The sequence below is a fragment of the Blastococcus colisei genome (assembly GCF_006717095.1).
GTDB classification, from domain to species: Bacteria; Actinomycetota; Actinomycetes; order Mycobacteriales; family Geodermatophilaceae; genus Blastococcus_B; species Blastococcus_B colisei.
In genome coordinates this window covers 2,531,118-2,557,080 of record NZ_VFQE01000001.1, presented here as the reverse complement: position 1 = coordinate 2,557,080, position 25,963 = coordinate 2,531,118, and the positions used below count along the sequence as shown (strand labels likewise).

Here is a 25,963-nt window from a genome sequence, read left to right as displayed (position 1 = left end):
CCTGCGCCGACCCGATACGCGACGGCAGCCGTCCTGGCACGTCGAGGAGCGCGTGCGCCGGTAGCGTTCCCGGCGTGCCAGCTCCCGGGCCCCTGGGCCTCCCGGACTCCGTCCGCGTGTGTCTCTTCGACCTCGACGGCGTGCTCACCCGGACGGCGACGGTCCACTTCGCCGCCTGGAAGCGCACGTTCGACGAGTTCCTCCAGCGCTTCGAGCCGGGGCAGCCCGAGTTCAGCCAGCTCGACTACAACAACCACGTGGACGGAAAGCACCGGGCGGACGGCGTCCGCGGCTTCCTCGCCAGCCGCGGTATCACCCTTCCCGAGGGGACTCCGGGGGATCCCCCCGACGTGGCGACGGTCCAGGCGATCGCGACGCGCAAGAACGACATGGTGCTGCGCGAACTCGACGAGCACGGCGTGGAGATCTATCCCGGGTCGGTCCGCTACCTGCGTGCGGTGAAGGAGGCGGGTATGCCCACCGCCGTGGTCACTGCGTCCGCCAACGGCGAGAAGGTCATCGCCGCCGGTGGGTTCGCCGACCTGATCGACGTCCGCGTCGACGGGCTGGTCGCCGCGCGCGACGGCTTGCGGGGCAAGCCGGAGCCCGACACCTTCCTGGCGGGCGCGCGACTGCTCGGCGTCGAACCGGCGGCTGCGGTGGTTTTCGAGGACGCGCTGTCGGGCGTCGCCGCCGGGCGAGCCGGCGGCTTCGGCTACGTGGTCGGGGTCGACCGCGTCGGGCAGGCCGAGGCGTTGCGGGCCGAAGGCGCGGACGTCGTCGTCGAGGACCTCGCCGAGCTGCTGGGGGAGGGTGCGTGACCGAGCTTGCGAGGTCACCAATGGGTAGAGCGACCACGGTCACGTGGCCGACGAGCGCCAGCGAGGAGGACAGGTGACGGAGGGGCGGGCCACTTTCCCGATCGAGCCCTGGTGCCTCACCGAGGTGGGGCTGGACCGCGACTCGCTCGGGGTCCACGAATCGGTGTTCGCGCTCGCGAACGGCCACATCGGGATGCGCGGCTCCTTCGACGAGGGCGAGCCGGTCGTCGTCCCCGGTACCTACCTCAACGGCTTCTTCGAGGAGCGACCGCTGCCCTACGCCGAGGCCGGCTACGGGTTCCCCGAGCAGGGGCAGACGGTCGTCAACGTCACCGACGGCAAGCTGATCCGGCTGCTGGTGAAGGACTCGCCCCTCGATCTCAACTACGGGGAGATCATCGACCACCGGCGCACCCTGGACCTGCGGGCCGGGGTGCTGCGCCGGATGACCGAGTGGCGCTCACCCGGCGGGCGCACCGTGCGGGTCACGAGCACCCGGCTGGTCTCGCTGGTCCGCCGGTCGATCGCGGCCATCGAGTACCGGGTCGAGCTCATCGACGACCTCGGCGACCTCTACGTCGCCCTGCAGTCGGACCTGTTGGCCAACGAGACCGCGGGCGAGACCACCGCCGGCGGCGACCCGCGGAGCGCGGCTGCCCTGGCCCGCCCCCTGGACTGCGAGCTGGCTGTCGGGCGGGGCCGGCGGGCCGTCCTGGTGCACCGGACGCTGCGCAGCCGCCTGCGGGTCGCCGCCGGCATGGACCACGTCGTCGAGATCCCCGACAGCAGCACCGAGGACATCGAGGCCAACGGCGACCTGGCCCGGTACACCCTCGCCGCGCGCATCCCGCCGCGCGGGTCCCTGACGCTGACCAAGTTCCTGGCCTACGGCTGGTCCTCCCGTCGCTCCGCACCGGCGGTGCGTGACCAGGTCGAGGGGGCGCTGGCCACTGCGAAGCTCGGCGGGTTCGAGCGGTTGCTCAGGGAGCAACGGGATCTGCTCGACCAGCACTGGGACGAGGCCGACGTCGAGATCGACGGCGACGACGAGCTGCAGCAGGCCGTCCGGGTGGGCATGTTCCACGTCCTGCAGGCCGGCCTGCGCGGGGAGCGCCAAGCGATCCCGGCCAAGGGGCTCACCGGTCCCGGGTATGACGGGCACACGTTCTGGGACACGGAGACCTACGTCCTCCCGGTGCTCACCTACACCGCGCCGCACGCCGTCCGCGACGCGCTGCGCTGGCGGCATTCGATCCTGGACAAGGCCCGCGAGCGCGCCCGGGTGCTGGGCATGCGCGGGGCGGCCTTCCCGTGGCGCACGATCCGCGGTGAGGAGACCTCGGGCTACTGGCCGGCGGGGACGGCGGCCTTCCACATCAACGCCGACATCGCCGACGCCGTCGTCCGCTACTACAACGCCACGCTCGACGAGGACTTCGACCGCGACTTCGGTGCCGAACTGCTCATCGAGACCGCGCGGCTGTGGGCGTCGCTGGGCCACTTCGACCCCGAGCACGGGTTCCGCATCGACGGCGTGACCGGCCCCGACGAGTACACCGCGGTCGTGGACAACAACGTCTTCACCAACCTCATGGCGCAGCGGAACCTGCGCGAGGCGGCCGAGGCGGTGACGCGCCAGCCCGACGTGGCCGGCCGGTTGGACGTCACCCGGGACGAGGTCGACGAATGGCTGCGCGCCGCCGCTCTGATGGCCGTCCCCTACGACACCCAGCGCGGCGTGCACATGCAGTCAGACGGCTTCACCCACCACGAGGAGTGGGACTTCGCGAACACGCCGACGGAGGATTACCCGCTCCTGCTGCACTACCCCTACTTCGACATCTACCGGAAGCAGGTGGTGAAGCAGGCGGACCTGGTGATGGCGCTGCACCTGCGCGGGGACGCGTTCACCCTCGAGGAGAAGATCGCGAACTTCGCCTACTACGAGGCGCGGACGACGCGGGACTCGTCGCTGTCGGCCAGCCAGCAGGGGGTGGTCGCCGCCGAGACCGGGCACCTCCAGCTGGCCTACGACTACTGGGCCGAGGCGGCGCTCACCGACCTGCAGAACCTGCACCACAACTCCGGGCACGGGCTGCACATCGCCTCGCTGGCCGGCGGCTGGACGGTCGCCGTTGCCGGGTTCGGCGGCCTGCGGGACCACAACGGGGAGCTCACCTTCGGCCCGCGACTGCCCGAGCGGATCACGCGGATGCGGTTCCGGGTCGTCTACCGCGGCCGGCGCCTGACGGTGACGGTGACCCACGACTCCGCCACGTACCGGCTGGAGGACGGCGAGCCGCTCGACATCCGCCACCACGGCCGGCAGGTGACCGTCGACCACTCCGACCTGGTGCTCGACATCCCGCCCGCGCCCCAGGTGGATCCGGTGCGTCAGCCGGTCGGCTGCGAGCCACGGCGGCGCGCGCGCGCCGGCACCACGCCGAAGGAGCACGTGACGGCGGACGACTCCGACGCGCTCAGGTGAGCAGCCACCGGGCGCCGAGGACCAGGGCGCCGACGTCGACCAGCAGGAAGACGCCCACCCAGAACAGCGCCGGGAACCGGGTGAGGCGGGCGAGCTGGTCGGCGTCGGAATCGGGCGCGCCACCGCGGCGGCGGCGCTTGGCCTGCAGCTCCAGGACGGTCTTCGGGGCGGCCAGCAGCAGGAACCAGGTGGCGACGGCGGCGAAGACCGCCTGACCCTCCGGCGGCAGCCACCAGGTCACGGCGAAGACGACGGCGCCGGTGACCAGAACCGACCACAGCCCGTACCAGTTGCGGATCTGCACCAGCAGGAGGGCCAGCAGCCCGAGCAGGACCCACAGCAGGCCGATCGCGTGCCCCGCGGCGAGCAGGGCCGCGGCGCCGAGCCCGAACAGCGCCGGGCCGGTGTACCCCGCGGCGCAGGTGAGGACCATGCCGAGGCCGGTGGGCTTGCCGGCCGAGACGGTGAGCCCGGACGTGTCCGAGTGCAGCCGGATGCCCGACAGGCGGCGTCCCGCGGCCAGGGCGACCAGTCCGTGGGCGCCTTCGTGGGCGATGGTCACGGCGTGCCGGGCGGGCCGCCAGAGCGCGGGGGAGAGGACCAGCAACGCGGCGGCGGCCGCCGCCGCCAGCAGGACGGTCGTGGACAGGTCGGGGACGGTGGCGGTGACCTGCGTCCAGAACCGACCGAGGACCTCCACGCCCCGAGTCAACCGCACGGACCTGGGTGCGCCGGGAAGCGGCGCCCGTAGTCGTTCGACGTCGGGGGAGGGGAGTGCCAGCATCCCGGGTGTGGACGTGCTCCCCTCTCTCGGTGCCTTCGTGCTCGCGGTGCTGCTGATCTCCGCCTCGCCCGGGCCGGCGATGGCGCTGATCCTCCGGAGGGCCGCCCTTCGTGGGCTGCGCGGCGCGGTCCCCACGGTGCTCGGGCTCGAGGCCGGGTTGTACGTGTGGGCGCTGTTCGCCGGCGCCGGTTTCGCGGCGCTGGTGGCGGCGTCCGAGGTGGCTTATCTCCTGCTGCGGGTCGTCGGTGCCGCCGTGCTCCTGGTCCTCGGCTTCCGGGCGCTGCGGGCGGCGTGGCGGGGGAGAGGTGGCACCTTCCCGGTGGAGCCGGAACCGCCGGTGGGCCGCCGGCGCTGGTGGGGTGCGTTCGGCGAAGGCTTCCTGGTGCAGCTGGCCAACCCGAAGGCCGCGGTCTTCATGATCGCCTTCTACCCGCAGTTCGTCCCGGCAGACGGCCCGGTGTTCGCCACGACGGCGGCGCTCGGGCTGGTCCAGATCACCCTGGAGACCGGCCTCTACCTGGCCCTGGCCGCCGGCGTGGCGCGCGCCGGGACCTGGTTTCGACGGCCGCGGATCCGCGCCCGGCTCGAGGCGGTCAGCGGCACGGTGCTCGTGGGGTTGGGGCTCCGGGTGGCGCTGTCGAGCCGCTGATCCTCAGTTGCCCGGCTTGACCGCTTTGCCGTGTTTCCGCTCGGCGTCGTCGGCCTCGTAGGCGCCGGGGACCGCGGCGGCCTGCCTGGCGTCGTCCGTGCCGGGGGTCGCGGGCCTGGCGGTCAGGTTGTCCGGGCCGGGCGACGATGTGCCTGCCGGCTCGTCGCGCTCGTCGGTGTCGGGGCGCTGCTCGCTCATGTCCGTGCAGCTACCCGGACCCCGACCATAAACGCGCTCCTGGGCCCGCGGATGTGCGCGGCGGCGAGAGCGCACTCGGCGGGCATCGCCCCACGGAGGACGCCAGACCAGGCGCCTATGACTCAGTCCGACTTAGTCATGCGCTTGTCTGCATGTCTACGACGGTCGATGTGCATGAGGCCAAGACTCACCTCTCGCGACTCCTCGAGGCCGTCGAAGCACCTCTACGGCGTCTGGCCCAGGTTGATCACGTTGCCGTCCGGGTCCTTGATGTGGACCACCCGCTGGCCCCAGGGCATGTCGTTCGTCCCGCCGGTCGCCGTCCCGCCGAGCCCCTCGACCTGCGGCAGCAGCGCATCGACGTCGGGGACGTCGACGCTGAGCAGCAGGCGACCTGGATCGCCGGGCGTGACGGCGGTCGCACGGCGACTCCCGTGCAGGACGTACCGAGGATGGTGGGGAGCCGGTCCGCGCTCCGTGAGTTGACATAATGTGCATTATCGGCGCAGCCCTGAGGTGCTCCGGAAGGGGCCGGCGGGGCCATGATCGACTCCGTCGCGATCTCGACACGTCGTACGGCCGCGACGGCGCCCGGTCGTGCCGGCCGACGCGTTCTCGCGTCAGGATGAACGGCACGCGTGTCGATGGAGCCCGCGCCGTGACCGAAGGCCCTCATGCGTCGCCCCGTGCCATGCTGGGCACCACGCCCGCCGACCTTCCCGTCCGACTCCCCCACGCGCCGATCGGCTCCCGATGATCTTGGTGCTTGAGCCGACCTCGCCGCCGGCCTGTTGGACTCTCGTCGTCCGCCGCGACGTCCCGGAGACCCCCGAGAGCCCACTTCCCCGGTCCACGCACCCCTGCCTCATTACGTCACGGTGACGTAATGAGGGCGATGTCGGTGGTTCGACGGGCGCCGTCCGCCGCGTCTTCGTAGGGTCGGTACATGCGCATCCGACGTCCGATCGCCGCCCTGTTCACCGCGCTGGCGCTGTTCGGGGGTGGCGCCACGATGACCGGCTGCGAAGCGGCCGGTGAGGGCCAGAACGACGGGACCACGGACGAAGAGGTCGACGAGCTGGAGCCGGAGGAGGCCGACAGGGAGAACCTGCCGGACACCTCGGACCCGGACCAGGAGCAGGACGACCTGGACGACGACACGATGGACCCGGACTGAGTAGCTCAGCCGGCGCGCTCGCTCACCCAGAGCCGGTCCAGCCGCCCGGTCGAGCGGATCAGCTCGGCCAGCTGCCGTTCCAGCTCGGCCTTGGTCGGCTTCTCGGTCAGCAGCGTCTGGGCGTCCTCGAGGGCGCAGCGCAGCTGGTACAGCCGGTCCTGCAGCCCGTCGAGCTCGTTGCGCGAGACCAGGACGACGTCGCCGGGCAACCCCGCCTTCGCGGTCGCGGAGCGCTGCTCGTACGCCCGCTGCCGGCATGCCTGGCCGCAGTACAGCCGGGGCCGCCCGACCGACCCCTGGGACGGCAGGACCCGCCGGCACCAGCCGCAGCGCCGCTGCTCGTCGCTCCCCCGGTTCGGGATCGCCGTCACGGGAAGCTCCGCCGTGGTGCCGGCTGCGTGTCGTTCTGCCACGTCTGCGCACGGTAGACGTCCGGGGCGACAGCTTTCGGGGACACGCCAGAGATGACCAGCGAGGAACGCGCCACCTGGGCGGCGGGCGGGAGAGGGTGCGGCCATGACAGATGAGGGCAGCGACGGCGGACCGCTGGACTCCTCCGCGGCTTGGCACACCCGCACCGAGGAGTTCCTCCGGGCCGCGGGCAGCCTGAAGTGGACCCGGTACGGGCCGGCGATCGGGGCGTTCGTCGCCGAGATGGACTTCGGCACCGCCCCGGAGGTCACCGCAGCGCTGCACGACGCGGTGGACCGCGGCCGTCTGGGCTACCTCACTCCCGAGGCCGCCGCCGACATGGCCCGCGCCTGCGCGGACTGGCAGCTGCGCCGCTACGGGTGGGAGGTGCCGCCGGACCGGATCACGCCGCTCGCCGACGTCGTCGCCGGCCTGCAGGTGGCCATCGAGCGGTTCACGCCCCCGGGGAGTGCCGTCGTCCTGCCCACCCCGGCCTACATGCCCTTCCTCTCGGTCCCGGGGCTCCTCGGCCGCGAGCTGATCGAGGTACCGATGGTCGAGCGTGGCGGGCGGGCGTCCTACGACCTCGAAGGCATCGCCCGGGCGTTCGCGGGCGGTTCCCGACTGCTCGTCCACGTGAACCCGCACAACCCGCTCGGCCGGGTGTTCACCGCCGAGGAGCAACTGGCCCTGGCCGAGGTGGTGGAGGACGCCGGCGCCCGGGTGTTCTCCGACGAGATCCACGCACCCCTGGTGCATGCCGGCGCGGTGCACCGCCCGTACGCGTCCCTCTCCCCGGTCACCGCGGGGCACACGGTCACCGCGACGTCGGCCTCCAAGGCGTGGAACCTGCCCGGCCTCAAGGCCGCCCAGCTCATCCTCGGCAACGCCGAGGACGCCGCCCTCTGGGAGCGGGTCGGCTTCCTCTACGCCCACGGCGCCTCCACCCCCGGCGTCCTGGCGAGCACGGAGGCCTACGACGCCGGCGGTGTCTGGCTGGACGGCGTCCTGGCGTACCTGGACGGGAACCGGCGCCACCTCGGCGGGCTGCTGGCCGAGCACCTTCCCGGCGTCCACTGGACCCCACCCGAGGGCACCTACCTCGCCTGGCTGGACTGCCGCGAGCTCGATCTGCCGACGTCGGCCGGCGAGTTCTTCCTCGAGCGGGCCGGGGTCGCACTGGTCGACGGACCGGAGTGCGGAGCCCCGGGAGCGGGCCACGTCCGGCTGAACTTCGCCACCCCGCGGCCCGTCCTGACGGCGATCGTCGAGCGCATGGCCGACGCCGTCCGGCGGGGTTGATCCCGGACCTCTGCGCGGCCCACCGGGGCCCCGCGGGAGCGCTCCGGCCTGGCACTAGCGTTGTCGCCGTGCCCGCCGTGCATCACGCCTTCCTGGAGGGGCCCACCCCGTTGGCCATGGCGCACCGCGGCGGTGCGATCGAACACCTCGAGAACACGATGCCGGCCTTCCAGGCCTGCGTGGACCTCGGCTACCGCTACCTGGAGACCGACGTCCGGGTGACCGCCGACGGCGTCCTGGTCGTCTTCCACGACGCCACGCTGGAGCGGGTCACCGACCGCACCGGCCGGGTCGAGAACCTGCCGTGGTCGGAGGTCTCGCAGGCCCGCATCGGCGGCCGGGAGGCAATTCTGCGCCTGGAGGACCTGCTCGGTGCCTGGCCCGACATCCGCTTCAACCTCGACATCAAGGCCGCCGGCGTGCTGGCCCCCCTGGTCCGCACGGTCCGGCGGATGGACGTCGCCGACCGCATCTGCCTCGGCTCCTTCTCCGACGCCCGCATCGCGGCGGCCCGGCGGCTGTTCGGCCCGTCGGTCTGCACGTCCCTGGGCCCCCGCGGCGTGGCCGCGCTGCGGCTGTCCTCGTACTCGCCCAAGGCGGCCGGGCTCGTCCGCATCCAGGCCGGCTGCGCCCAGGTGCCGCTGCAGCTCGGCGGGCGGGCCCTGGTCGACGAGCGCTTCATCGCCGCCGCCCACGCCCGGGGATTGCAGGTCCACGTCTGGACCGTGGACACGCAGGCCGAGGCCACCCGGATGCTCGACCTGGGCGTCGACGGCATCATGACCGACCGCCCGGCCATGATGCGCGAGCTGCTGGAGAAGCGCGGCCAGTGGTACCACCGGTGAGCCTCGGGACACGGCTGCGCACCCGGCTGCTCACCTGGCAGCCCCGCCCGCCGGAGCTCCCCGACGACCTCGCCCGCCTGGTCCAGCCCGACGACCCGGAATGGTTCGCCCGCGAGATGGCGATCGCGGCGGCTCCCCCGTGGTGGGTCTGGCGCTTCGTGCTCGGCAGCTTCTCCTGGCTGGTGAGCATCTTCGGCCGAGTCGAGGTCACCGGCGGTGTCCCCGAGGAACTGCGGAACGGGCCGCTGCTGCTGGCCGCCAACCACATCGGCGACTTCGACCCGTTCGTCGTGGCCGTGGCCCTGCACGAGGTCGGCGTGGTCCCGCGCATCATGGCGACCGGCGGGATCATGTCCGCGCCGGTCGCCGGCCCGCTCCTGGAGCGGACCGGGGCCATCCGCGTCGAGCGAGGGACGGAGCTGGCCCGACACGCGGTGCGGGTCACCGAGGTCGCCCTCGTCTCCGGGGGACACGTCGTCGCCTACCCCGAGGGCCGGGTGGGCCTGGCCGCCGACGGCTGGCCCGAGCGCGGGCGCACCGGCATGGCCCGGCTGGCGCTCGGCCTGGGCGTGCCTGTCATCCCGGTCAGCCAGTGGGGCGCGCACGAGGTGCTCCAGTACGGCAACGACTGGGGGAAGCTGCGCACCGCCGTCCGAGCGGTCGTGCGCCGGCCCGCGCTGAAGGTGCACATCGGCCCGCCCGTGCAGCTCGACGACCTTCAGATGGGCCGCGTCGGCGACGCCAACCGGGCCCGCTACCGGATCGCGGCCGCGATCACCCGAGGGCTGGTGCCGCTGCGGGCCGACGAGACGGACCGCCCGGCGTTCGTCGACCCCACCCGGCCGACGACCGCCGTCGCCGCGTACCCCGGTGGTGTGGTTCCCTGGGACATTCCGTGAGGACGACGGTCCGGTGCTGGACCGGCCGTCCGGCGGCTGGGAACCTGCGCCCGTGACCACCGCGCCGCCCTCCACCGGAGCCGGGCCCGCCGATCCGCCCGAGGGCCCGTCCGTCGACAAGGCCCTGAAGCGCGAACGCTTCGGCTGGTACTCCTACGACTGGGCCATGTCGGTCTTCAACACCTCGGTGACGACCGTCTTCCTCGGCCCGTACCTGACCGCCATCGCGCGGGACGCCGCCGGTCCCGACGAGCGGCTGTCGTTCCTCGGCCTGTCGATCGCGGCCGGCAGCTGGTTCTCCTACGTGCTCTCGGCGTCGGTCGTCCTGCAGGTGCTGGTGCTCCCGCTGACCGGCGCCGTCGCCGACCGCACGGGCCGCAAGCGGGAGATGCTCGCCGGCTTCGCCATCCTGGGTGCGATCGCCACGACCGCGCTGTTCTTCGCCGGGGACGGCCGGTGGTTGCTCGCCGCCGTCCTGTTCGTATTCGCCAACATCAGCTTCGGCGCGGCCACCGTCGTCTACTACTCCTGGCTGCCCGACCTGGCCGGCCCGGACGACCGGGACAAGGTCTCCAGCCGCGGCTGGGCGTTCGGCTACGTCGGCGGCGCGCTGCTGCTCGCCGTCCACCTCGGGCTGGTGGTCGCCGCCGAGGACCTCGGCCTGACCACCGGTGAGGCGGTGCGGATCTGCCTGGCCACCGCGGGCCTGTGGTGGGGCGCGTTCACCCTGTTCTCGGTGTCCCGGCTGCGGAACCGCCCGGTCGCCGCCTCCGCGGCGCGGTCGGGCAGCAGCTTCCGGCAGCTGGCGACGACCTTCCGGGAGATGCGGGCCTTCCCGCTGACCCTGTGGTTCCTCGGCGCCTACCTGCTGTTCAACGACGGCGTGCAGACCGTGATCTCGCTGTCGGCCACCTACGCGACCGAGGAGCTGGACCTGGCCCAGGACGTGCTCACCGGCGCGATCTTGATGGTGCAGGTGGTTGCCATCTTCGGCGCGCTGGGGCTCGGCCGCCTGGCCGGGCGCTACGGGGCCAAGCGGGTCGTCCTGGGCGCCCTGGTGGCCTGGATCGGTGTGCTGTTCGCCGCGTTCTTCCTGCAGACCGGGGCGGTCGCGCAGTTCTACGCCCTCGCCGCCGTCATCGGGCTCGTGCAGGGCGGTACCCAGGCGCTCTCCCGGTCGCTGTTCAGCCAGCTCATCCCCGCCGGCAAGGAGGCCGAGTACTACGGCTTCTACGAGATCAGCGACCGCGGGACCAGCTGGCTCGGGCCTCTGGCCTTCGGGCTGACGTACCAGCTGACCGGCTCCTACCGGCTGGCGATCGTCAGCCTCGTCATCTTCTTCGTGGCCGGGTTCATCGCCCTCGCCGCCCTTCCGATACGGCGTGCGGTCCTCGCCGCCGGCAACACGCCACCGGAACGCCTGTGAGCCTCGATGGCGACCGATTCGCCACGGAGGCCGCCCTCTCCCCTGCCCTCCCCGAGCCGTCGTCCGTGCCGGCCTCCGGCGACCGCCGCCGGCACCCGGCGCCGGCCCACCTGCGGTTCTTCCACGGCCCGATGGACTGCGGGAAGTCGACCCTGGCCCTGCAGGTCGACCACAACCAGCGCCGCCAGGGCCGGCACGGCGTCCTTCTCACCCAGGGGGACCGGTCCACCGCACCACGGATCAGCTCGCGGGTGGGAATGGCCCGCGAGGCGACCGAGATCGACGCCGCCACCGACCTGCACACGCTGGTCCGGGACCGGTGGGCCGACGGTCAGCGGGTCGACTACCTGATCGTCGACGAGGCGCAGTTCCTCACCGGCCCGCAGGTCGACCAGCTCGCCCACCTCGTCGACGACTGGCACGTCGACGTCTACGCGTTCGGCCTGACCACCGACTTCCGCACCCTCCTCTTCCCCGGCACCCACCGGCTGCTGGAGCTCGCCGACGACGTGCAACGCGTCCAGGTCGAGGTGCTCTGCTGGTGCGGGCTGCCCGGGCTGCTGAACGCACGAGTCGTGGACGGCGCCATGGTGCGCTCGGGCGAGACGGTCGTGGTCGCCGACACCGCGCCCGCCGAGCTTCCCGGGGAGGTCGTCGGCTCCCCCGCCGTCCGGTACCAGGTGCTGTGCCGGCGGCACTACGTCCGCGGCGAACTCGGCCCCACACCGGCCGGACCGGGTCAGCTGGCGCTGCCCTGAATCGTGCGGGTCACCCCTCCGAGGGGCACTGCGTCCGGCTTTCTGACCCCATGCGATGATGAACAACTGATTCGGCGGAATCCTCGCGTGATTTCTGTCGTTCATCTCAGTGACTCCCCGGGTTCGTGGGTATGCCCCCGTCGCCGGACATCGAGTCGCGACCGACACCACGAACGAGAGGACGGTGTGCCATGGGCGAGCGTTCCCTGCGCGGCAGCCGATTGGGCAGCGTCAGCTACGAGACCGAGCGGAACACCGCGCCGATCGACCGGCAGTACGCCGAGTACCGGTGCCCGTCGGGTCACCTGTTCACGGTGCCCTTCGCCGACGACGCCGAGCTCCCCGACACCTGGGAGTGCAAGTTCGACGGTTCCGCCGCCAAGCTGGTCGGTGGCGCCGAGCCCGCGCCCAAGAAGGTCAAGCCCCCGCGCACCCACTGGGACATGCTGCTCGAGCGGCGTTCCGTGGAGGACCTCGAAGAGGTGCTGGCCGAGCGTCTCGACGTGCTCCGCGGCCGGCGCACCCGCGCCAGCTGACCCCCAGCACGACACGGAACGGCCCCGGTGGATTCCACCGGGGCCGTTCTGCGTCCGCGATGAGTTCCCGTGCCGCCGGCGGTCCTACCGGCATGACACACGTGATCGGCGGGATGACCGTCTCCCTGGACGGGTTCTTCGAGGACGCCGACGGGAGCATCGCGCCCCTCTACGCCGACTTCGACCACCTCCAGGACTCGGCGTACATGAAGGCGGCCCAGGCCGAGACGGGCGCCGCCATCATGGGGCGGCGCTTCTTCGACATGGCTCCTGACCCCGACGGGTACGCCGAGGGCTACGAGTTCCAGGTGCCGATCGTGGTCGTAACCCATCGACTCCCGGAGCGGCAGCCGAAGCGCAACGACCAACTGTTCTTCACCTTCGTGACCGAGGGGCTCGAAGCCGCCGTCCGTCGGGCGACCGAGCTGGCCGGTGACAGGGCGGTGACCGTCCTCGGCGGGGCGGACGTGACCCGGCAGCTGCTGATTGCAGGGCTCATCGATGAGCTGCGCATCGACGTGATGCCGGTGCTCCTGGGCGGCGGGCGGCGGCTGTTCGACGGCGTCCCGCCCGGGGCGGTGTGCCTGGAGAAGCTCGGCGTCGACGAGGAGGGCGCCCGGACCACCCTGCGGTTCCGGGTGTTCCGCTAGGCGAGCGGTCGACCGTCCGGGCCGCGCACGACCTCGCCCTCGATCACCGGCGGCGAGGGACGGTCGGTGCGGACGTCGTCGGCGCGGGGCACCTCGACGGTCCGGACGCTCTCCACCCGCACCGGCGGGCGCAGGCCGGCCGGCAGCCGTGCCAGCACCAGCCGCGTCAGGATGCCGCGGACCAGGGAGCGTGTCCCGGGCAGGAGGCAGAGCAGGCCGACGACGTCCCCGATGAAGCCCGGCAGGACCATGAGCAGCCCACCCGCGGCCACCAGCCCGGCGTTGCCCAGCTCGGCCCCGGGCGACCGACGGGTGCGGGCGCGTTCGCGCAGGTCGGCCAGCGCACGGGTGCCCTGGCGGGCCAGCAGCATCCAGCCGAGCACGGTCGTGGCGAGCGTGGCCAGGATCGTCCAGCCGAGCCCGATCCACTGCGCCACGAGGACGTAGACGACCAGCTCGGCCAGCACCAGCAGGCCGGCGACCATCCGGACCCGTCGTCCGACGGCGTCACTCATGCTGTCCTGCCTCTCTGCCTCCGGCTCGCGCCGGCACCGGACGGCGCACGCGACCCGGCAGCCAGTCGGCCAGCCGGTCCTGCAGGCCCCACAGGGTGACGCGTACCAATGCCTCCCTAACGATCGAGCCGCTCATCTTGCTCCTGCCGGAGGTCCGTTCGGTGAAGGTGATCGGCACCTCCGCGACGCGGGCCCCGGCCCGCACCGCGCGCCAGGCCCAGTCGACCTGGAAGCAGTAGCCGTGGCTGGACACGTCGTCGAAAGGCAACCGGTCGATCAGCTCCGCCCGGACCGCGCGGTAGCCACCCGTCGCGTCGTTGAGCGGCAGTCGCAGGGCCCAGCGGGTGTAGCGGTTGCCCGCCCGGGAGAGCAGCAGGCGGTGCACCGGCCAGTCGGTCACCGCTCCGCCGGGCACGTACCGCGAGCCCAGCACGAGGTCCGCCGTCCGGAGGGCGGCGAGCAGGTCGGGCAGCTGCTCGGGGGCGTGCGAGCCGTCGGCGTCCATCTCCACGAGCACGTCGTAGCCGCGCTCCAGTGCCCACCGGAACCCGGCCATGTAGGCCTGGCCCAGCCCCTGCTTGGCGGTGCGGTGCAGCACGTGGACGCGGTCGTCGAGCGCGGCCAGCTTCTCGGCGAGCTCGCCGGTGCCGTCGGGCGATCCGTCGTCGACCACGAGGGCGTGCGCCCCGGGCACGCTGGCGCGCAGCCGGTCCAGGACGGGCTCGAGGTTCTCGACCTCGTCGTACGTGGGGACGATGACCAGGACCCGGTCGCTCACCGTGCGGTCCTCCGCTGCCGGCGCCGGCGCAGCCCCGGCCAGGCGGCGGCCAGCAGGGCGCCGACGCCGACGGCGGTCAGCACCCACTCGGGGGCCGCACCCAGCCGCAGGGCGACGGTGGCGGAGCTCCGCTGAGCGATGTCCTCGACGAAGACGTCGGGCGTGAACAGCTCGGAGGAGCGCACGATCGAGCCGTCGGGGGCGACGATCGCGGAGATCCCGCTGGTGGCCGCCACCACGACGGTGCGGCCGAACTCGACGGCCCGGAGCCGGCTCATGGCCAGCTGCTGCGCGCTCTCGTCGGTGTGACCGAAGGTGGCGTTGTTGGTCTGGACGACGATTATCCCGGCCCCGGCGTCGACGACGTCGTGCACCAGCCCGTCGTAGACGACCTCGAAGCAGATGAGGTCGCCCAGCCGCATGCCCCCGACATCCAGCACGCCGACCTCGTCGCCGGCGATGAAGTCGCGGCGCACGAGGTCGACCTTGTCGCTGAAGAACCGGAAGAAGTTCCGCGCCGGCACGTACTCGGCCAGCGGGACCGGATGCCGCTTGACGTAGGTGTCCCCCGGCCCGTCCTCGGGGTCCCACACGATCGCGGTGTTGCTGAGGTACTCCCCCGGGCCCTGGACGACCGCGCCGACCAGGATCGGCGCGTCGATGGCCGTCGCCGCCCGGTCGATCTGCCGCGCGGCGTCGGCGTTGGTGTAGGGGTCGATGTCGGAGCTGTTCTCCGGCCAGATGACGACGTCGGGCTGCGGCTCCTCCCCCGCTGCCACCGCCTCGGCGAGCTCGAGGGTCCGCTGCACGTGGTTGTCGAGGACCGCGCGCCGCTGGGCGTTGAAGTCCAGCCCGGCTCGGGGCACGTCGCCCTGGATGACGGCGACCGTTGACGTCGGGCCGCCCGCGGTCAGGGAGGACCCGGCCAGCGGCAGCCAGGCCACGGCACCGGCCAGCGGGACGGCGAGCGCGGCGACGACGAGGAGGACCGCCGTCCGGAGCGCCGGTCCCCGCTCCCCCGTGTCCGCCGCCTTCCGCCTGGCACGGATCAGGGCGAGCGTCGCCGCGGCCAGCAGTGCACCGGTGAGCGCGACGGCGAAGCTGACCAGCGGCACGCCGCCGTAGGCGGCCAGCGCGAGCAGCGGCCCCTCGATCTGGCTGAAGCCCAGCCGGCCCCAGGGAAAGCCGTCCAGGACGAACCGGCCCCGGAGGGCTTCGTCGGCGACCCACAGGGCGGCGGTCCAGACCGGCCAGAACCGCAGCCGGGAGGTCAGCGCGGTGGCACCGCCCAGCAGGGCCAGGTGCACGGCCTCCCAGACGGCCAGGGCGAGCCAGGGGAAGGCGCCGACGTAGATGCCGGTCCAGGAGAGCAGCGGGACGAAGAAGGCGAGCCCGAAGATCAGCCCGAGCCAGAGGCCGGAGCGCACGCGCTGTCCGTGCACGGCGAGGGCGAGGGCGGCCGGACCGAGGACCGCGAGGGCCACGAGGTCGTAGCCGGGATAGGCGAGCACGAGGACCAGACCGCCGGCGACCGCGAGCAGGGTGCGCCAGGGCCACGGGGAGCGTCCGCTGCGCTCCGTCGGCTCCTCGGACGGCGGGACCGGTCGCGTCAGCGTGCCGACCGCCGGCCGTCCTGCTCCTGCCGGCACCCACAGCCTCCCGGAACCGCTCCGGTGCCCGGGTGGTCCACCCGTGTACCGGCCTGGCACCCCGAGCCGGTCGGACGGGGTCCGGACCGCCGCGCCGTCGCCGCGGTCCTGACCCAGCATCCCATCCCGGTACGGCCCCGTCCCGGGTCCCACCCTGACTTCGCCAAGGGTGGGGAGGACGGGGTCCTTCTCCGGTCGTTCCCCCATCAGGGTTCAGCGGCCGGCAGGCGCGCCGCGCGGGCTCCGCGTCTTCGGGCCGGACGGCCGTTCGCTGGCAGCGAGCGGCGCGACCGTTGTCTGATGACGCGGATCCGAGTGGGCCCCGCCGGGGTGGCCGGTCCGCGCAACTCCGCGAGGCCGCGCGCTCCCTCGACCCGGCATGGTCGGAGGGCTTCGCGGCTCGACCCGGAGGAGCGCATCACGGTGCTCCCGGATGGAACTGCAGCGACTGTAAGAACTGCGCGCGTCCGTGCGCGTACTTACGGTGACTGCGGGAGCTACTGTGGCTGAATCGTTATCCCGTCGTCAAGAGCCCGGGACGACGAGCGTCGCCGTCGCCTCCACGACCGGGAGTGGCGGGTCGAGCACGCCGGCGGCAGACGGGCCGCGCTCCGGCTCGGCCCGGGCCACGACCTGGGCGGTGCACCGCAGTTCCCGGCTGCGGCGGCCGATGCGAACCACCTCGCAGGTCGCCTCCAGCACGTCGCCCGCGCGCACCGGCCCCAGGAAGGACACCTCCGAGTAGCCGGCCAGCAGGCCCTCGTCGCCGTCCATGACGATGGCGACCTCGGTGGCGACGTCGCCGAACAGGCCGAGGGTGTAGGCCCCGTCGACCAGGGCGCCGCCGTAGTGAGCGTGTGCGTGCGGCACGTAGCGGCGGTGGGTGACGGTCAGGCCGAGCCGTGGGTCGGTCATGCGGGGCTCTCCTCGGAGGTCTGGCGGGCAGGGGTGAGTGCGTGGATGAGGTAGCTGGCGACCTCGCCGGGCGTCGTCCCCCGGCCGAAGACCTTGTCGACGCCGAGGTCGGCGGCCATGGCCGGGTCGAACCGCGGTCCGCCGACCACCAGGAGCGGGCGGGACTCCCCCATCGCCTCACGGAAGGCGGCGGCGAGCTCCCGGGTGTTGCGCAGGTGGGCGTCCTTCTGCGTGACGACCTGCGACACCAGGACGGCGTCGGCCCGGGTGTCCCGCGCCCTGGTGACCAGCTCGGGCACCGTGACCTGGGCGCCGAGATTCGTCACGGCCATCTCGCGGAGGTACTCCAGGCCCTTCTCCCCCGCGAAGCCCTTGACGTTCAGGATGGCGTCGATGCCCACGGTGTGCGCGTCGGTGCCGATGCACGCGCCGAGGACCACCATCTTTCGGTTCAGGCCGGTGCGGATGGCGGCGTTGATCTCTGACGACGACAGCAGCGGGTAGGCGCGCTCCTCCACCACGACGGCGTCCAGATCCACCAGGTGCCGCACGCTGCCGTAGACGACGAAGAACGTGTAACCGCTGTCGATCGCGTGGCTGTGCACGACCATCGCCGGCTCGATGCCCATCCTGTTCGCGAGCTGCAGCGCCGCGCCCTCGGCCTTCGGTCCGGCTGGCACGGGCAGGGTGAACGACGTCTGCACCATCCCGTCGCCGGTCGTGTCGCCGTACGGCCGGATCACGCTCCCGCCGTCAGGGCGTTTATGGCCATAATCGCCGTTCTCAGGCACGGGAGACCTCCTTCTCCAGGAGCTCCAGCGCCGGGTTGTAGGCGTCCGGGCCGGTCACGACGACGCCGTCCAGGCCCTTGCCGCCGTCCGCCGGGCGCCTGGTGATGCCGAACGTGCCGTCGGCGATGGCCTGGATCAGGCCCTCGGGGTGGTCGGCGATGCGGCCGAGCAGGTCGACCGCCTCGCGCAGCACCGTGTCGGCGCGGCGGTCGATGAAGCCCCCGGGCGGCGGGGCGAAGTCCTCGGCCAGGTTGCCGGCGGCGTTCAGCACGTAGCCGACGTTGCGCAGCGCGAGATCGCGGTCGGACAGCCACGGGGTGACGACGGCCTCGGTCATCATCCCCACCAGCAGGATGCCCTGGCCGGTGAGCGCCCCGGCCAGGTTGAAGAAGCCGTCGAGCAGGTAGCCGCGGAAGACGTCGCCGGTCATGTGCTTGGTCGGCGGCATCCACTTCAGCGGCGCGTCGGGGAAGAGGCTGCGGGCCAGCAGGGCGTGGGCCAGCTCCAGGCGGAATGACTCGGGGACGTCGGGGTCGATCTCGAACGCGTGCCCGAGGCCGAGCTGCCAGTCCTCGAGCCCGGCCTCCTTGGCCAGGGTCTCGTTGAGCAGCTGGCTGACCGTGACCGTGTGCGCCTCGTCGACGGCGTCCGCGGTGGTGAGGTAGTTGTCCTCGCCGGTGTTGATGATGATCCCGGCGCGGGCGTGCACCATCCGGCTGAACCGCTGGTCGACGAAGGTGCGGCGCGGGTTGATGTCGCGGAAGAGGATCCCGTACATCGCGTCGTTGAGCATCATGTCCAGCCGCTCCAGACCGGCCAGGACGGCGATCTCCGGCATGCACAGCCCGGACGCGTAGTTGGTCAGCCGCACGTAGCGGCCGAGCTCGGCGCTGACGTCGTCCAGGGCGGCCCGCATCAGCCGGAAGTTCTCCTGGGTGGCGTACGTGCCGGCGTACCCGGTGCGGGTGGCGCCCTCGGGCACGTAGTCCAGCAGCGACTGCCCGGTCGAGCGGATGACGGCGATGACGTCGGCGCCGGCGCGGGCGGCGGCCTGGGCCTGCGGGATGTCCTCGTGGATGTCGCCGGTGGCCACGATCAGGTAGATCCAGGGCCGGCGCGGCGGGTCCCCATGGGTGGCGACCAGTTCCTCGCGGCGCCGCCGGTTGGCGTCGATGCGGGCGATGCCCGCGCCCGCAGCCTCCCGCGCCGCGGCCCGGGCTTGTTCGGCGTCGGCACCGGTGGGGACGGCGAAGCGCGCCGTCCCGGCGCCGACCTGCTCGGCCAGGTCCTGGAGGTCGCGGGCCTGGCCGGACGCCAGGGCGTGCCAGACGGGCAGGGAGACGCCGGACTCCAGGCCGACCTGGTCGCGGACGGCGTCGACGATCCGGTTCGCCCAGGGCACCCGGTCCTCCAGCCTCCCCTCCCCCGTCACCGGATCGGTGCCGGTGAGGCCGGCGAGCCGGAGCACCGCCCGCTCGACGGAGACGGTGGTGTGCCGGTGGGCCAGGTCGATCACCGGCTGCGCCGCTCGTGCCGCGAGTTCCCGGGCCCCCGCCACCAGCGTGGGGTCCAGGCCGAGCGCGGTCATCGGCGTCCCCCAGGTGCGTTTATGGCCATAACTGTCACGGCAGGTCTCCGATCGGCTCGCCGCCGACGAATAGCAGCCGGCACGTGGGCCGGGCGCGCTCGGACAGGACGGCGGAGAGGGTCTGCCCGGTGGCCCAGAGGGCCAGGTGGGCCGGGGCGCCCACGGCGAGCGGGCCGGCGGCGTGCTCGGCCCGGACGGCGTGCCAGCCGCCGTGGGTGGCGGCATCGAAGGCGTCGAACGGGCGCAGTCCCGAGCCGGGCGTGCGGTGGTCGACGGCGGCGTGCACGCCGCCCCACGGGTCCAGCGGGGTGACCGGCGCGTCGCTGCCGAGAGCGAGGGCCACGCCGGCGTCGGCCAGGTCGGCGAACGGGTTGGTGGCCGCGGCGCGCCGGACACCGAGCCGCTCGGCGTACATGCCCCCGTCGCCGCCCCAGGCCGCGTCGAAGGCCGGTTGCACGCTGGCCACCATTCCCCAGGCACGCATGCGCTCCATGACCGCGTCGTCGCACATCTCCAGGTGCTCGAGCCGGTGCCGGCAGGCGCGGACGGCCGCGGCGCCCAGCTCCTCGACGACCACGCCGACGGCCTCGAGCACCTGGTTCACCGCGGCGTCGCCGATGCAGTGGAACCCGGCCTGGATCGATGCCTCCGTGCAGGCGCGCACGTGGTGGACCAGGGACGCCGTCTCGAAGCGCAGGGCGCCGTTGGTCTCCGGGCGGTCGGTGTAGGGCTGCGACAGCGCGGCGGTGTGCGATCCGAACGCGCCGTCGCAGAAGAGGTCGCCCCCGGCGCCTGTCAACCCCAGTTCCCGGACGAGCTCCAGCCCGCCGCGCTCCGCGAGCTCGCCCCAGTAGCCGACCACGAGGGGACCGGGCTCTTCCACTGCCAGGGCCAGCAGTCCGGCCAGGTCGTCGGCGCCGGACACCTCGGGCCCGGCCATCTCGTGGAGGCTGCCGATGCCCAGCCTCGCCGCGGCGTCGAGGGTGGCCCGCTGGGCGGCCCGGCGCTGCGCAGGACCGACGGCGCCGTAGGCGGCCTGCCGGGCGGCGTGGTGGGCGTCCAGCCGCAGCTGCCCGTCCGGGTCGTAACCGGGCAGGTCGGTGATGCCGGGGATGCGGTCGAGCATCGCGGTCGAGACGGTCGCCGAGTGGACGTCGACCCGCGCGAGGTAGGCGGGCCGGTCTCCGACGAGCGCGTCGAGGTCGTGCCGGGTCAGCCCACGGCCCTCCGGCCAGCCGGTCTCGTCCCAGCCGGTGCCCAGGAGGATGCCGTCGGGCGTGCGGTCGACGTGGGTACGGATGGCTGCGGTCGCATCGGTGAGGCTCAGGCTCGAGTGGAGGTCGAGGCCGCTCAGCGCCAGACCGGTCGCGGTCGCGTGCACGTGCGCATCCACGAAGGCCGGCGTCAGCAGCGCGCCCTCCCCCGCGATGACGCGGCCGGCGGGCGGGGCGTCCGTGGCAGCGTCGGTCGCGGAGCCCAGCCAGGCGATCCGGCCGTCGACGACGGAGACGGCGCGGCCCGGTCGGTCGCCGACGGTGACGTCGGTCAGCAGGAGGTTCATGCCTCGACGCGGGGGTCGATGAGCGAACGCACGCCGGCGTTCGACCGGTAGAGGTCCAGGGCCAGGGCCGCGTGCCCCGGTGTGTAGCCGTTCCCGACCAGCATCGTCACGTCCGCCGCCATCCCCTCCGCGCCCAGGGCCGCCGCCGAGAAGGACGTGGCCATGGAGAAGAAGACCACGGTGCCGCCTTCGGCCGTGGCCAGCACGGCCCCGTGTTCGGCGCCCGGCACGTCGACGCAGACGACCGTGACGTCGGCGGGGGTTCCCGCGGCGGCCGCGACGGCGAGGGGGTCGGTCGCGTCGGCGACCACCACGCGGTCGGCGAGACCGGAGGCACCGAGCGCGGCAGCCTCGGCGTCGTTCCGGACCAACCCGACGAGATCGGCTGCCCCGGCGGCCCGGGCGGCGGCGAGGGAGAGCGAGCCCGACTTCCCCGCGGCCCCGAGGACGGCGACGCGACGCGCACCGGTCCGCTCCACCACCCGTGCCGTCGCGGCGGGCGCCCCGCACACGTCGAGGACGGCGAGGGACACCGGATCCGGCAGGTCGTCGGGCAGGACGGCGGCGATCGACCGGGCGAACAGGATGGCGGTGCCGGCGGCCGGCACCTGCTCGCTGCGGCCGTCCCAGGCGGTGAGGCCGTCGGTGAGGCGCAGCGGGGTGAGCGTGAGCGATACGAGCGTCGCGACCCGCTGGCCGACGGTGAGACCGAGCGGTGATCCGGATCCGACAGCGTCCACGACCCCGATGAGCATGCCGCCCGAGCCGGTGACCGGGTTCTGCATCTTGCCGCGCGCCTCGACGATCTCGAGGACCGCTGCCCGGACGGCTTCGCCGTCCCCGCCGCAGGACTCCGACAGCTGCCGGAAGGAGGCGGCGTCGAGGTTGAGCCGCTCGACGGCGATCCGGACCTCGTCGGGCCCGATGGCCGGGTCGGCGTCCAGGCGGAGGGCCGCCTGCGGGAGCGCACCGCGGGGTTCGAGTACCCGGTGCGCCCCGAGCGCCCGTTCGATCGTCTCCAGCACGCGACCCTCCCGCCTCACCCGTCTGTCGCAGAAGAACCTATCGCGTCTCAAGTGTTCTGCCGAAGATTCTCCCGTAGGCTCACCCGTGTTGCGGAACCCCGTGGCGGGACAGGAGGCGGCACCGTGCTCGAACAGCCCTATGACTACTCGGCGCGCGAGCTCGTCGAGCCGGACTGGCGGCGGCTGCCCGGTTTCGCCGACATCACGCCGGCGCAGTGGCGGAGCGCCCAGTGGCAGCGGGTCAACTGCGTGAAGAACCTGCGGCAGCTGCGCGCGGTGTACGGCGACCTGCTCGACGAGTCCTTCTACGCCGACGTCGAGACCGACCAGGCCGGCCGGGCGACGATGTCGCTGCTCCTCCCGCCGCAGATGCTCAACACCATGGTGCCGGGTGCGGTGCCGTCCACCGAGGCCATGCTGGCCGACCCGGTGCGCCGCTACATGCTCCCCGTGGCCTCCGACCGGCTGCCCGGTGCGGCGGCCAGCCATCCGTACGCGGCCCGGGACTCGCTGCACGAGCACGAGATGTGGGCGGTCGAGGGGCTCACCCACCGCTACCCCACCAAGGTGCTCGCCGAGCTGCTGTCCACCTGCCCGCAGTACTGCGGCCACTGCACCCGCATGGACCTGGTGGGCAACTCGACGCCCGCCGTCCCGAAGCTGAAGTTCGAGCTGAAGCCGGTCGACCGCCAGACGGCGATGCTCGACTACCTGCGCGCGACCCCCGGCGTCCGGGATGTCGTGGTGTCCGGCGGCGACGTCGCCAACCTGCCGTTCAAGAACCTCGAGGCGTTCGTGGCGGGGCTGCTCGAGATCGAGTCGGTGCGCGACATCCGGCTGGCGTCCAAGGCGCTGATGGGCCTCCCCCAGCACTGGCTGCAGGACGACGTGGTCGAGGGCATGGGCCGGTTGGCGTCGACCGCCCGTGCGCGCGGGGTCTCCCTCGCCGTGCACACGCACGTGAACGCCGCGCAGTCGGTGACACCGCTCGTCGCCGAGGCGGCGCGGGCGATGCTGGACGCCGGCGTGCGGGACGTGCGAAACCAGGGCGTCCTGCTGAAGGGCGTCAACGCCACGGCGACCCAGCTGCTGGACCTGTGCTTCGCGCTCCAGGACGGCGCCTCGATCACGCCGTACTACTTCTACATGTGCGACATGATCCCCAGCGCCGAGCACTGGCGGGTCTCGCTGGCGCAGGCGCAGACGCTGCAGCACGACATCATGGGGTACCTGCCCGGCTTCGCGACGCCGCGGATCGTCTGCGACGTGCCCTATGTCGGCAAGCGCTGGGTGCACCAGGTGGCCGAGTACGACCGCGAGCGCGGCATCAGCTACTGGACGAAGAACTACCGCACCGGCATCGAGCGCAGCGACGAGGCGGCGCTGGACCGCCGCTACACGTACTACGACCCGATCAGCACCCTGCCCGCGAGCGGGCAGGCGTGGTGGGCGGAGCGGGAGCAGGACCCGGTTGCGGCCGAACGGCGCGCCGCGAGCTCGCGGGCGGCCTCGGCGGCCGACCTGCTCGGCTGAACGTCACTCGCCGGGTGTCCGGGAGGCCGCCCCGGGTAGCCACCGTCCGTGGGGACGACGCATGAGGTGCTACTGCGGACCCAGCGCCTGCGGCTGCGTCCGTGGACCACGTCGTCCGCGGACATCGCCCGGCTGACCGACATCTACTCCCGGGAGGAGATCATCCGCGGGATCGGCGGGACGCCGTCGATCCCGCCGGAGGAGCTGGTGTCCCGTTGGGCCGCGGTGAGCGCGCTCGACGAGCGTTACGGGTGCTGGGCCATCGAGATCCGCAACTCCCCCACCGTCGCCGGCACGGTGCTGTTCAAGCCCTTGCCCAACGGTGTCGGGGAGGTCGAGGTGGGGTGGCACCTCCATCCCGACTCCTGGGGCCACGGTTACGCGACCGAGGCGGCCCGCGCGGTCATCGACCGGGGGTTCGGCGACGGGGTGCCCGAGGTCTACGCCGTCGTCCGGCCTGGAAACCGGGCCTCCATGGCGGTGTGCGCCCGGCTGGGCATGGCGCCGATCGGCCGGTTCCGCCGGTGGTACGAGGTGGAGCTGGAGACGTTCCGGCTGATGGCACCCGTCGTCGTGGTGTGAGTCAGCGGCGGCGGACCCGGACCAGCAGCCGCTTGATCGGGTGCGGCCGCTCGGCCGTGACCTCCTTGCCTGCGGCACGGAGCGAGTCCTTGACCGCGGCCTCCTCGGGCGTCGGGGCGGTGCCGCCCAGGTGCGCCGGAAGCCACCAGCGGTCCTCCGGCCCGGCCGGCTGCTGCGGATAGGTCCGCTGCGCCTGGTCCAGCAGGGCCTCCATGGCTGCGCGGGTGCGGCGCAGGAGCGCCTGTGGCTTCTCCCCCGGTTCCGGCACCAGGGGCTCGCCCAGGATGACCGTGACCGCCACGCCGCGGCGCAGGTCGACCTTGTGGCCCTTGGTGGCGACGCGGTGCCCGCCCCAGACCGCTGCCGGGATGATCGGCACGCCGGCGTCGACGGCCATCCGGGCGGCACCGGCCTTGAGGTCCTTCACGGTGAAGCTGGTGCTGATCGTGGCCTCGGGGAAGACGCCGACGACCTCGCCGTCCTTGAGGGCCCGGACGGCGGACTCGAAGGCGGCGGCACCGGCCTTCCGGTCGACCGGGATGTGCTGCATGGCGCGCATGAAGGGACCGGAGAACCAGTGGTGGAAGACGGCGGCCTTCGCCATGAAGCGCACCATCCGGTGCTGGGGCAGCGCGCCCAGGCCGAGGAAGGTGAAGTCGAAGAAACTGACGTGGTTGCTGCAGATGATCGCGCCGCCCGTGGTGGGCACGTGCTCGGAGCCGCGGACGTCGAAGCGGAAGCGGAAGAGCCGGAAGACGACCAGGCAGAGCCGGATGATGAACCGGTAGGGCCGGTCCCTTCGCGGAGGCAGTGCGCCGAACAGGTTGCCGCGGACGACGTCGCGCCAGCTCGCCGTGTACATGGCCGGAATCTAGCCCGTTCGGCTGTGTGCCGCCCGGGCGGTGCCCCGCGGGGAGACCGGTGCGAATAGCGACGTCGGCTCAGCCGGCACGGCCGAGAGCACATCGATGAGCCCGTATCCGACATCGACATCGACATCCGTTATCCCCAACATCAGTCACGACAATTCGTGGGGACCTCTGGTCCCCATCCCTCCTGGTCACCCTGCAACCGGCCCCGACGCCCCAGCGATTGCTGCTGCGGCGCCCGGAGGGCGTCGTTCCTCGGGTTCGGCAGGTGACCACAAAACAGAGATGCATTTTTGTTGGGGATAACGGTAGTGTTCCGTCATGCGAGGTGGATGGCAGCAGCCGCTGCCCGACATGCCGGCCCCTCCCCCGGCGCGCGCCTGGCGCCGACTGGACGCGCCCCCGGGGTACGAGGCGCAGTGGCGCCGGCTGGCCGACGCCGCCTTGGAACTCGGGCTCGGCCCGGATCAGCTCGGCGAGACAGGGCTCGAGCCGCTGACGGCGGCCCGGGGCTGGAAGCCGGCGACGGTGGCGCTGTACACCAAGGTCGCCCGGTACGGCGGTGTGGCCCTGCCGCGGGTCGCGACACCGGAGCCCGATCCGCCCGAGCTCGACCTGCGCCCCCTGACCCAGATCCGCAACGAGGACCCCGAGCATCTGCGATCGGTGACCTGGTGCGCCCTCGCGCTCGGCTGGCCGGCGCCGGTGGCGGCGTTCCGCTCGCTGCGCCGCGAGCAGGTGCGACCGAGTGGCCGGCGGTTGCTCGTGTCGACCGACGAGGGTGAGTGGTCGCTCTCGGGTGCGTCGACCGCGTGGCACGCGTGGGAGTCGGTGCGCTCGCGCTTCCCTGCGCTGGCGGAGAGCCCCTGGGTGCTGCCCGCACTGCGGCGCGGTCCGGGACTGGATTCGCGCATCGGCGGGCGGCTGTCCAACCAGGCGCTGCAAGCCACCTTCACCAAGCACGCCGTCCGGACCGCGCAGCACCTGCGGGCGACCGCTGCCCCGTCACGCGAGGCGTGGGCCGAGGAGCTGGCCGTGGCGTACCGGGAGCTGTCCTACGACTCCTACCGGCGTCTCGCCCTCGCCGCCGGGGCACCGCCGGTCTCGCCGCGGGGCGTGGTGCGCGCAGCACGGGCAGCCGGTCGGTCAGCCCGCCTGGCGGGCTGACACCTGGACCGCGCCTGCCCCGGGACAGCGCCGAGGTAGTGCCGGT

26 protein-coding genes and 1 pseudogene are annotated in these 25,963 nt (G+C 73.0%); 14 read left to right on the top strand and 13 right to left on the bottom strand.

All coding sequences use genetic code 11. The features are described 5' to 3' along the window. The first annotated feature begins 74 nt into the window (after positions 1-74). Positions 75-821 carry an HAD family hydrolase gene (locus FHU33_RS12130; RefSeq protein ID WP_246063544.1) on the top strand — a complete coding sequence of 249 codons (747 nt, stop codon included), beginning with the start codon at positions 75-77 and terminating at the stop codon, positions 819-821. 73 nt (positions 822-894) lie between these two features. After that, positions 895-3,309 carry a glycoside hydrolase family 65 protein gene (locus FHU33_RS12125; protein ID WP_142025587.1) on the top strand — a complete coding sequence of 805 codons (2,415 nt, stop codon included), beginning with the start codon at positions 895-897 and terminating at the stop codon, positions 3,307-3,309. Here FHU33_RS12125 and FHU33_RS12120 read toward each other — a convergent pair. Then, positions 3,302-4,009, bottom strand: coding sequence for a M50 family metallopeptidase (locus FHU33_RS12120; protein ID WP_142025586.1), 708 nt, complete (start codon positions 4,007-4,009; stop codon positions 3,302-3,304). The two genes, FHU33_RS12125 and FHU33_RS12120, sit on opposite strands and share 8 nt — an antisense overlap. A 91-nt stretch (positions 4,010-4,100) precedes the next feature. Between FHU33_RS12120 and FHU33_RS12115 the strand changes: the two genes are divergently transcribed. Next, positions 4,101-4,742 carry a LysE family translocator gene (locus FHU33_RS12115; protein WP_142025585.1) on the top strand — a complete coding sequence of 214 codons (642 nt, stop codon included), beginning with the start codon at positions 4,101-4,103 and terminating at the stop codon, positions 4,740-4,742. 3 nt (positions 4,743-4,745) lie between these two features. Here the strand turns inward: FHU33_RS12115 and FHU33_RS12110 are convergent, their stop codons facing one another. After that, entirely contained in the window at positions 4,746-4,940 is a 195-nt protein-coding gene (locus FHU33_RS12110) for a hypothetical protein (protein ID WP_142025584.1), read from the bottom strand. Between the two features lie 224 nt (positions 4,941-5,164). Then, positions 5,165-5,398, bottom strand: a pseudogene (locus tag FHU33_RS25820) (VOC family protein); the annotation flags it as partial. Between the two features lie 488 nt (positions 5,399-5,886). On the opposite strand from FHU33_RS25820, the gene FHU33_RS12095 reads away from it, so the two are divergent. Further along, positions 5,887-6,117 carry a hypothetical protein gene (locus FHU33_RS12095; RefSeq protein ID WP_142025583.1) on the top strand — a complete coding sequence of 77 codons (231 nt, stop codon included), beginning with the start codon at positions 5,887-5,889 and terminating at the stop codon, positions 6,115-6,117. Between the two features lie 5 nt (positions 6,118-6,122). Here FHU33_RS12095 and FHU33_RS12090 read toward each other — a convergent pair whose 3' ends face one another. Then, on the bottom strand, positions 6,123-6,530 hold the full coding sequence (locus FHU33_RS12090; protein ID WP_246063543.1) for a hypothetical protein: 408 nt from the start codon (positions 6,528-6,530) through the stop codon (positions 6,123-6,125). 103 nt (positions 6,531-6,633) lie between these two features. On the opposite strand from FHU33_RS12090, the gene FHU33_RS12085 reads away from it, so the two are divergent. The 7 genes from FHU33_RS12085 (at position 6,634) to FHU33_RS12055 (ending at position 12,944) form a co-directional block, all read left to right on the top strand. Beyond that, entirely contained in the window at positions 6,634-7,830 is a 1,197-nt protein-coding gene (locus FHU33_RS12085) for a MalY/PatB family protein (protein ID WP_142025582.1), read from the top strand. Positions 7,831-7,898: 68 nt separating this feature from the next. After that, positions 7,899-8,675 (top strand): glycerophosphodiester phosphodiesterase family protein, encoded by a 777-nt coding sequence (locus tag FHU33_RS12080; RefSeq protein ID WP_246063542.1) that lies wholly within the window; start codon positions 7,899-7,901, stop codon positions 8,673-8,675. Next, positions 8,672-9,574, top strand: a complete 903-nt coding sequence (locus FHU33_RS12075) for a lysophospholipid acyltransferase family protein (RefSeq protein ID WP_142025581.1) — start codon at positions 8,672-8,674, stop codon at positions 9,572-9,574. The genes FHU33_RS12080 and FHU33_RS12075 overlap by 4 nt, the downstream gene beginning before the upstream one ends. 52 nt (positions 9,575-9,626) lie before the next feature. Further along, positions 9,627-11,000: an MFS transporter gene (locus tag FHU33_RS12070; RefSeq protein WP_142025580.1), complete on the top strand. Its 1,374-nt coding sequence runs from the start codon at positions 9,627-9,629 to the stop codon at positions 10,998-11,000. Next, positions 10,997-11,758, top strand: coding sequence for a thymidine kinase (locus tag FHU33_RS12065; protein WP_142025579.1), 762 nt, complete (start codon positions 10,997-10,999; stop codon positions 11,756-11,758). The genes FHU33_RS12070 and FHU33_RS12065 overlap by 4 nt, the downstream gene beginning before the upstream one ends. 191 nt (positions 11,759-11,949) lie before the next feature. Continuing rightward, the gene (locus FHU33_RS12060) at positions 11,950-12,294 is read left to right on the top strand and encodes an RNA polymerase-binding protein RbpA (protein ID WP_089336610.1); all 345 of its coding nucleotides are present in this window, start codon (positions 11,950-11,952) and stop codon (positions 12,292-12,294) included. 92 nt (positions 12,295-12,386) lie between these two features. Continuing rightward, positions 12,387-12,944: a dihydrofolate reductase family protein gene (locus FHU33_RS12055; protein WP_142025578.1), complete on the top strand. Its 558-nt coding sequence runs from the start codon at positions 12,387-12,389 to the stop codon at positions 12,942-12,944. Here FHU33_RS12055 and FHU33_RS12050 read toward each other — a convergent pair. From FHU33_RS12050 to kdd, 8 genes are all read right to left on the bottom strand, one after another. Further along, on the bottom strand, positions 12,941-13,459 hold the full coding sequence (locus tag FHU33_RS12050; RefSeq protein WP_142025577.1) for an FxsA family protein: 519 nt from the start codon (positions 13,457-13,459) through the stop codon (positions 12,941-12,943). The genes FHU33_RS12055 and FHU33_RS12050 overlap by 4 nt on opposite strands. Next, positions 13,452-14,237, bottom strand: a complete 786-nt coding sequence (locus FHU33_RS12045) for a polyprenol monophosphomannose synthase (protein WP_142025576.1) — start codon at positions 14,235-14,237, stop codon at positions 13,452-13,454. Before FHU33_RS12045 ends, FHU33_RS12050 begins: the two co-directional genes overlap by 8 nt. Further along, positions 14,234-15,886 carry an apolipoprotein N-acyltransferase gene (lnt, locus tag FHU33_RS12040; protein WP_142025575.1) on the bottom strand — a complete coding sequence of 551 codons (1,653 nt, stop codon included), beginning with the start codon at positions 15,884-15,886 and terminating at the stop codon, positions 14,234-14,236. The genes FHU33_RS12045 and lnt overlap by 4 nt, the downstream gene beginning before the upstream one ends. 525 nt (positions 15,887-16,411) lie before the next feature. Then, positions 16,412-16,801, bottom strand: a complete 390-nt coding sequence (kal, locus tag FHU33_RS12035) for a 3-aminobutyryl-CoA ammonia lyase (RefSeq protein WP_142025574.1) — start codon at positions 16,799-16,801, stop codon at positions 16,412-16,414. Then, a complete protein-coding gene (kamE, locus tag FHU33_RS12030; RefSeq protein WP_246063540.1) occupies positions 16,798-17,592 on the bottom strand; it encodes a lysine 5,6-aminomutase subunit beta in 795 nt (264 codons plus the stop codon). Before kamE ends, kal begins: the two co-directional genes overlap by 4 nt. After that, the gene (gene kamD / locus FHU33_RS12025; RefSeq protein ID WP_142025573.1) at positions 17,585-19,180 is read right to left on the bottom strand and encodes a lysine 5,6-aminomutase subunit alpha; all 1,596 of its coding nucleotides are present in this window, start codon (positions 19,178-19,180) and stop codon (positions 17,585-17,587) included. Before kamD ends, kamE begins: the two co-directional genes overlap by 8 nt. 34 nt (positions 19,181-19,214) lie before the next feature. Continuing rightward, complete coding sequence (locus FHU33_RS12020; RefSeq protein ID WP_142025572.1) at positions 19,215-20,741, bottom strand: amidohydrolase; 1,527 nt, start codon at positions 20,739-20,741, stop codon at positions 19,215-19,217. Beyond that, complete coding sequence (gene kdd / locus FHU33_RS12015) at positions 20,738-21,766, bottom strand: L-erythro-3,5-diaminohexanoate dehydrogenase (RefSeq protein ID WP_211355100.1); 1,029 nt, start codon at positions 21,764-21,766, stop codon at positions 20,738-20,740. Before kdd ends, FHU33_RS12020 begins: the two co-directional genes overlap by 4 nt. 123 nt (positions 21,767-21,889) lie before the next feature. Here kdd and FHU33_RS12010 point away from each other — a divergent pair, with 123 nt between their 5' ends. After that, entirely contained in the window at positions 21,890-23,299 is a 1,410-nt protein-coding gene (locus FHU33_RS12010; protein ID WP_142025571.1) for a KamA family radical SAM protein, read from the top strand. A gap of 48 nt (positions 23,300-23,347) precedes the next feature. After that, positions 23,348-23,881 (top strand): GNAT family N-acetyltransferase, encoded by a 534-nt coding sequence (locus tag FHU33_RS12005; RefSeq protein ID WP_142025570.1) that lies wholly within the window; start codon positions 23,348-23,350, stop codon positions 23,879-23,881. Between the two features lies 1 nt (position 23,882). Here FHU33_RS12005 and FHU33_RS12000 read toward each other — a convergent pair whose 3' ends face one another. Beyond that, positions 23,883-24,743 (bottom strand): lysophospholipid acyltransferase family protein, encoded by an 861-nt coding sequence (locus FHU33_RS12000; RefSeq protein ID WP_142025569.1) that lies wholly within the window; start codon positions 24,741-24,743, stop codon positions 23,883-23,885. A 328-nt stretch (positions 24,744-25,071) separates the two neighbouring features. On the opposite strand from FHU33_RS12000, the gene FHU33_RS11995 reads away from it, so the two are divergent. Then, positions 25,072-25,917, top strand: a complete 846-nt coding sequence (locus tag FHU33_RS11995; RefSeq protein ID WP_142025568.1) for a hypothetical protein — start codon at positions 25,072-25,074, stop codon at positions 25,915-25,917. Positions 25,918-25,963 lie beyond the last annotated feature (46 nt).

What these genes read in the sequence shown, in the direction of transcription:
- FHU33_RS12110 (WP_142025584.1), bottom strand. Translation starts at nt 4,940, where the DNA reads ATGAGCGAGCAGCGCCCCGACACCGACGAGCGCGACGAGCCGGCAGGC.
- FHU33_RS12095 (WP_142025583.1), top strand. Translation starts at nt 5,887, where the DNA reads ATGCGCATCCGACGTCCGATCGCCGCCCTGTTCACCGCGCTGGCGCTG.
- FHU33_RS12085 (WP_142025582.1), top strand. Translation starts at nt 6,634, where the DNA reads ATGACAGATGAGGGCAGCGACGGCGGACCGCTGGACTCCTCCGCGGCT.
- FHU33_RS12060 (WP_089336610.1), top strand. Translation starts at nt 11,950, where the DNA reads ATGGGCGAGCGTTCCCTGCGCGGCAGCCGATTGGGCAGCGTCAGCTAC.
- FHU33_RS12055 (WP_142025578.1), top strand. Translation starts at nt 12,387, where the DNA reads ATGACACACGTGATCGGCGGGATGACCGTCTCCCTGGACGGGTTCTTC.
- FHU33_RS12050 (WP_142025577.1), bottom strand. Translation starts at nt 13,459, where the DNA reads ATGAGTGACGCCGTCGGACGACGGGTCCGGATGGTCGCCGGCCTGCTG.
- kal (WP_142025574.1), bottom strand. Translation starts at nt 16,801, where the DNA reads ATGACCGACCCACGGCTCGGCCTGACCGTCACCCACCGCCGCTACGTG.
- kamD (WP_142025573.1), bottom strand. Translation starts at nt 19,180, where the DNA reads ATGACCGCGCTCGGCCTGGACCCCACGCTGGTGGCGGGGGCCCGGGAA.
- FHU33_RS12020 (WP_142025572.1), bottom strand. Translation starts at nt 20,741, where the DNA reads ATGAACCTCCTGCTGACCGACGTCACCGTCGGCGACCGACCGGGCCGC.
- FHU33_RS12000 (WP_142025569.1), bottom strand. Translation starts at nt 24,743, where the DNA reads ATGTACACGGCGAGCTGGCGCGACGTCGTCCGCGGCAACCTGTTCGGC.
- FHU33_RS11995 (WP_142025568.1), top strand. Translation starts at nt 25,072, where the DNA reads ATGCGAGGTGGATGGCAGCAGCCGCTGCCCGACATGCCGGCCCCTCCC.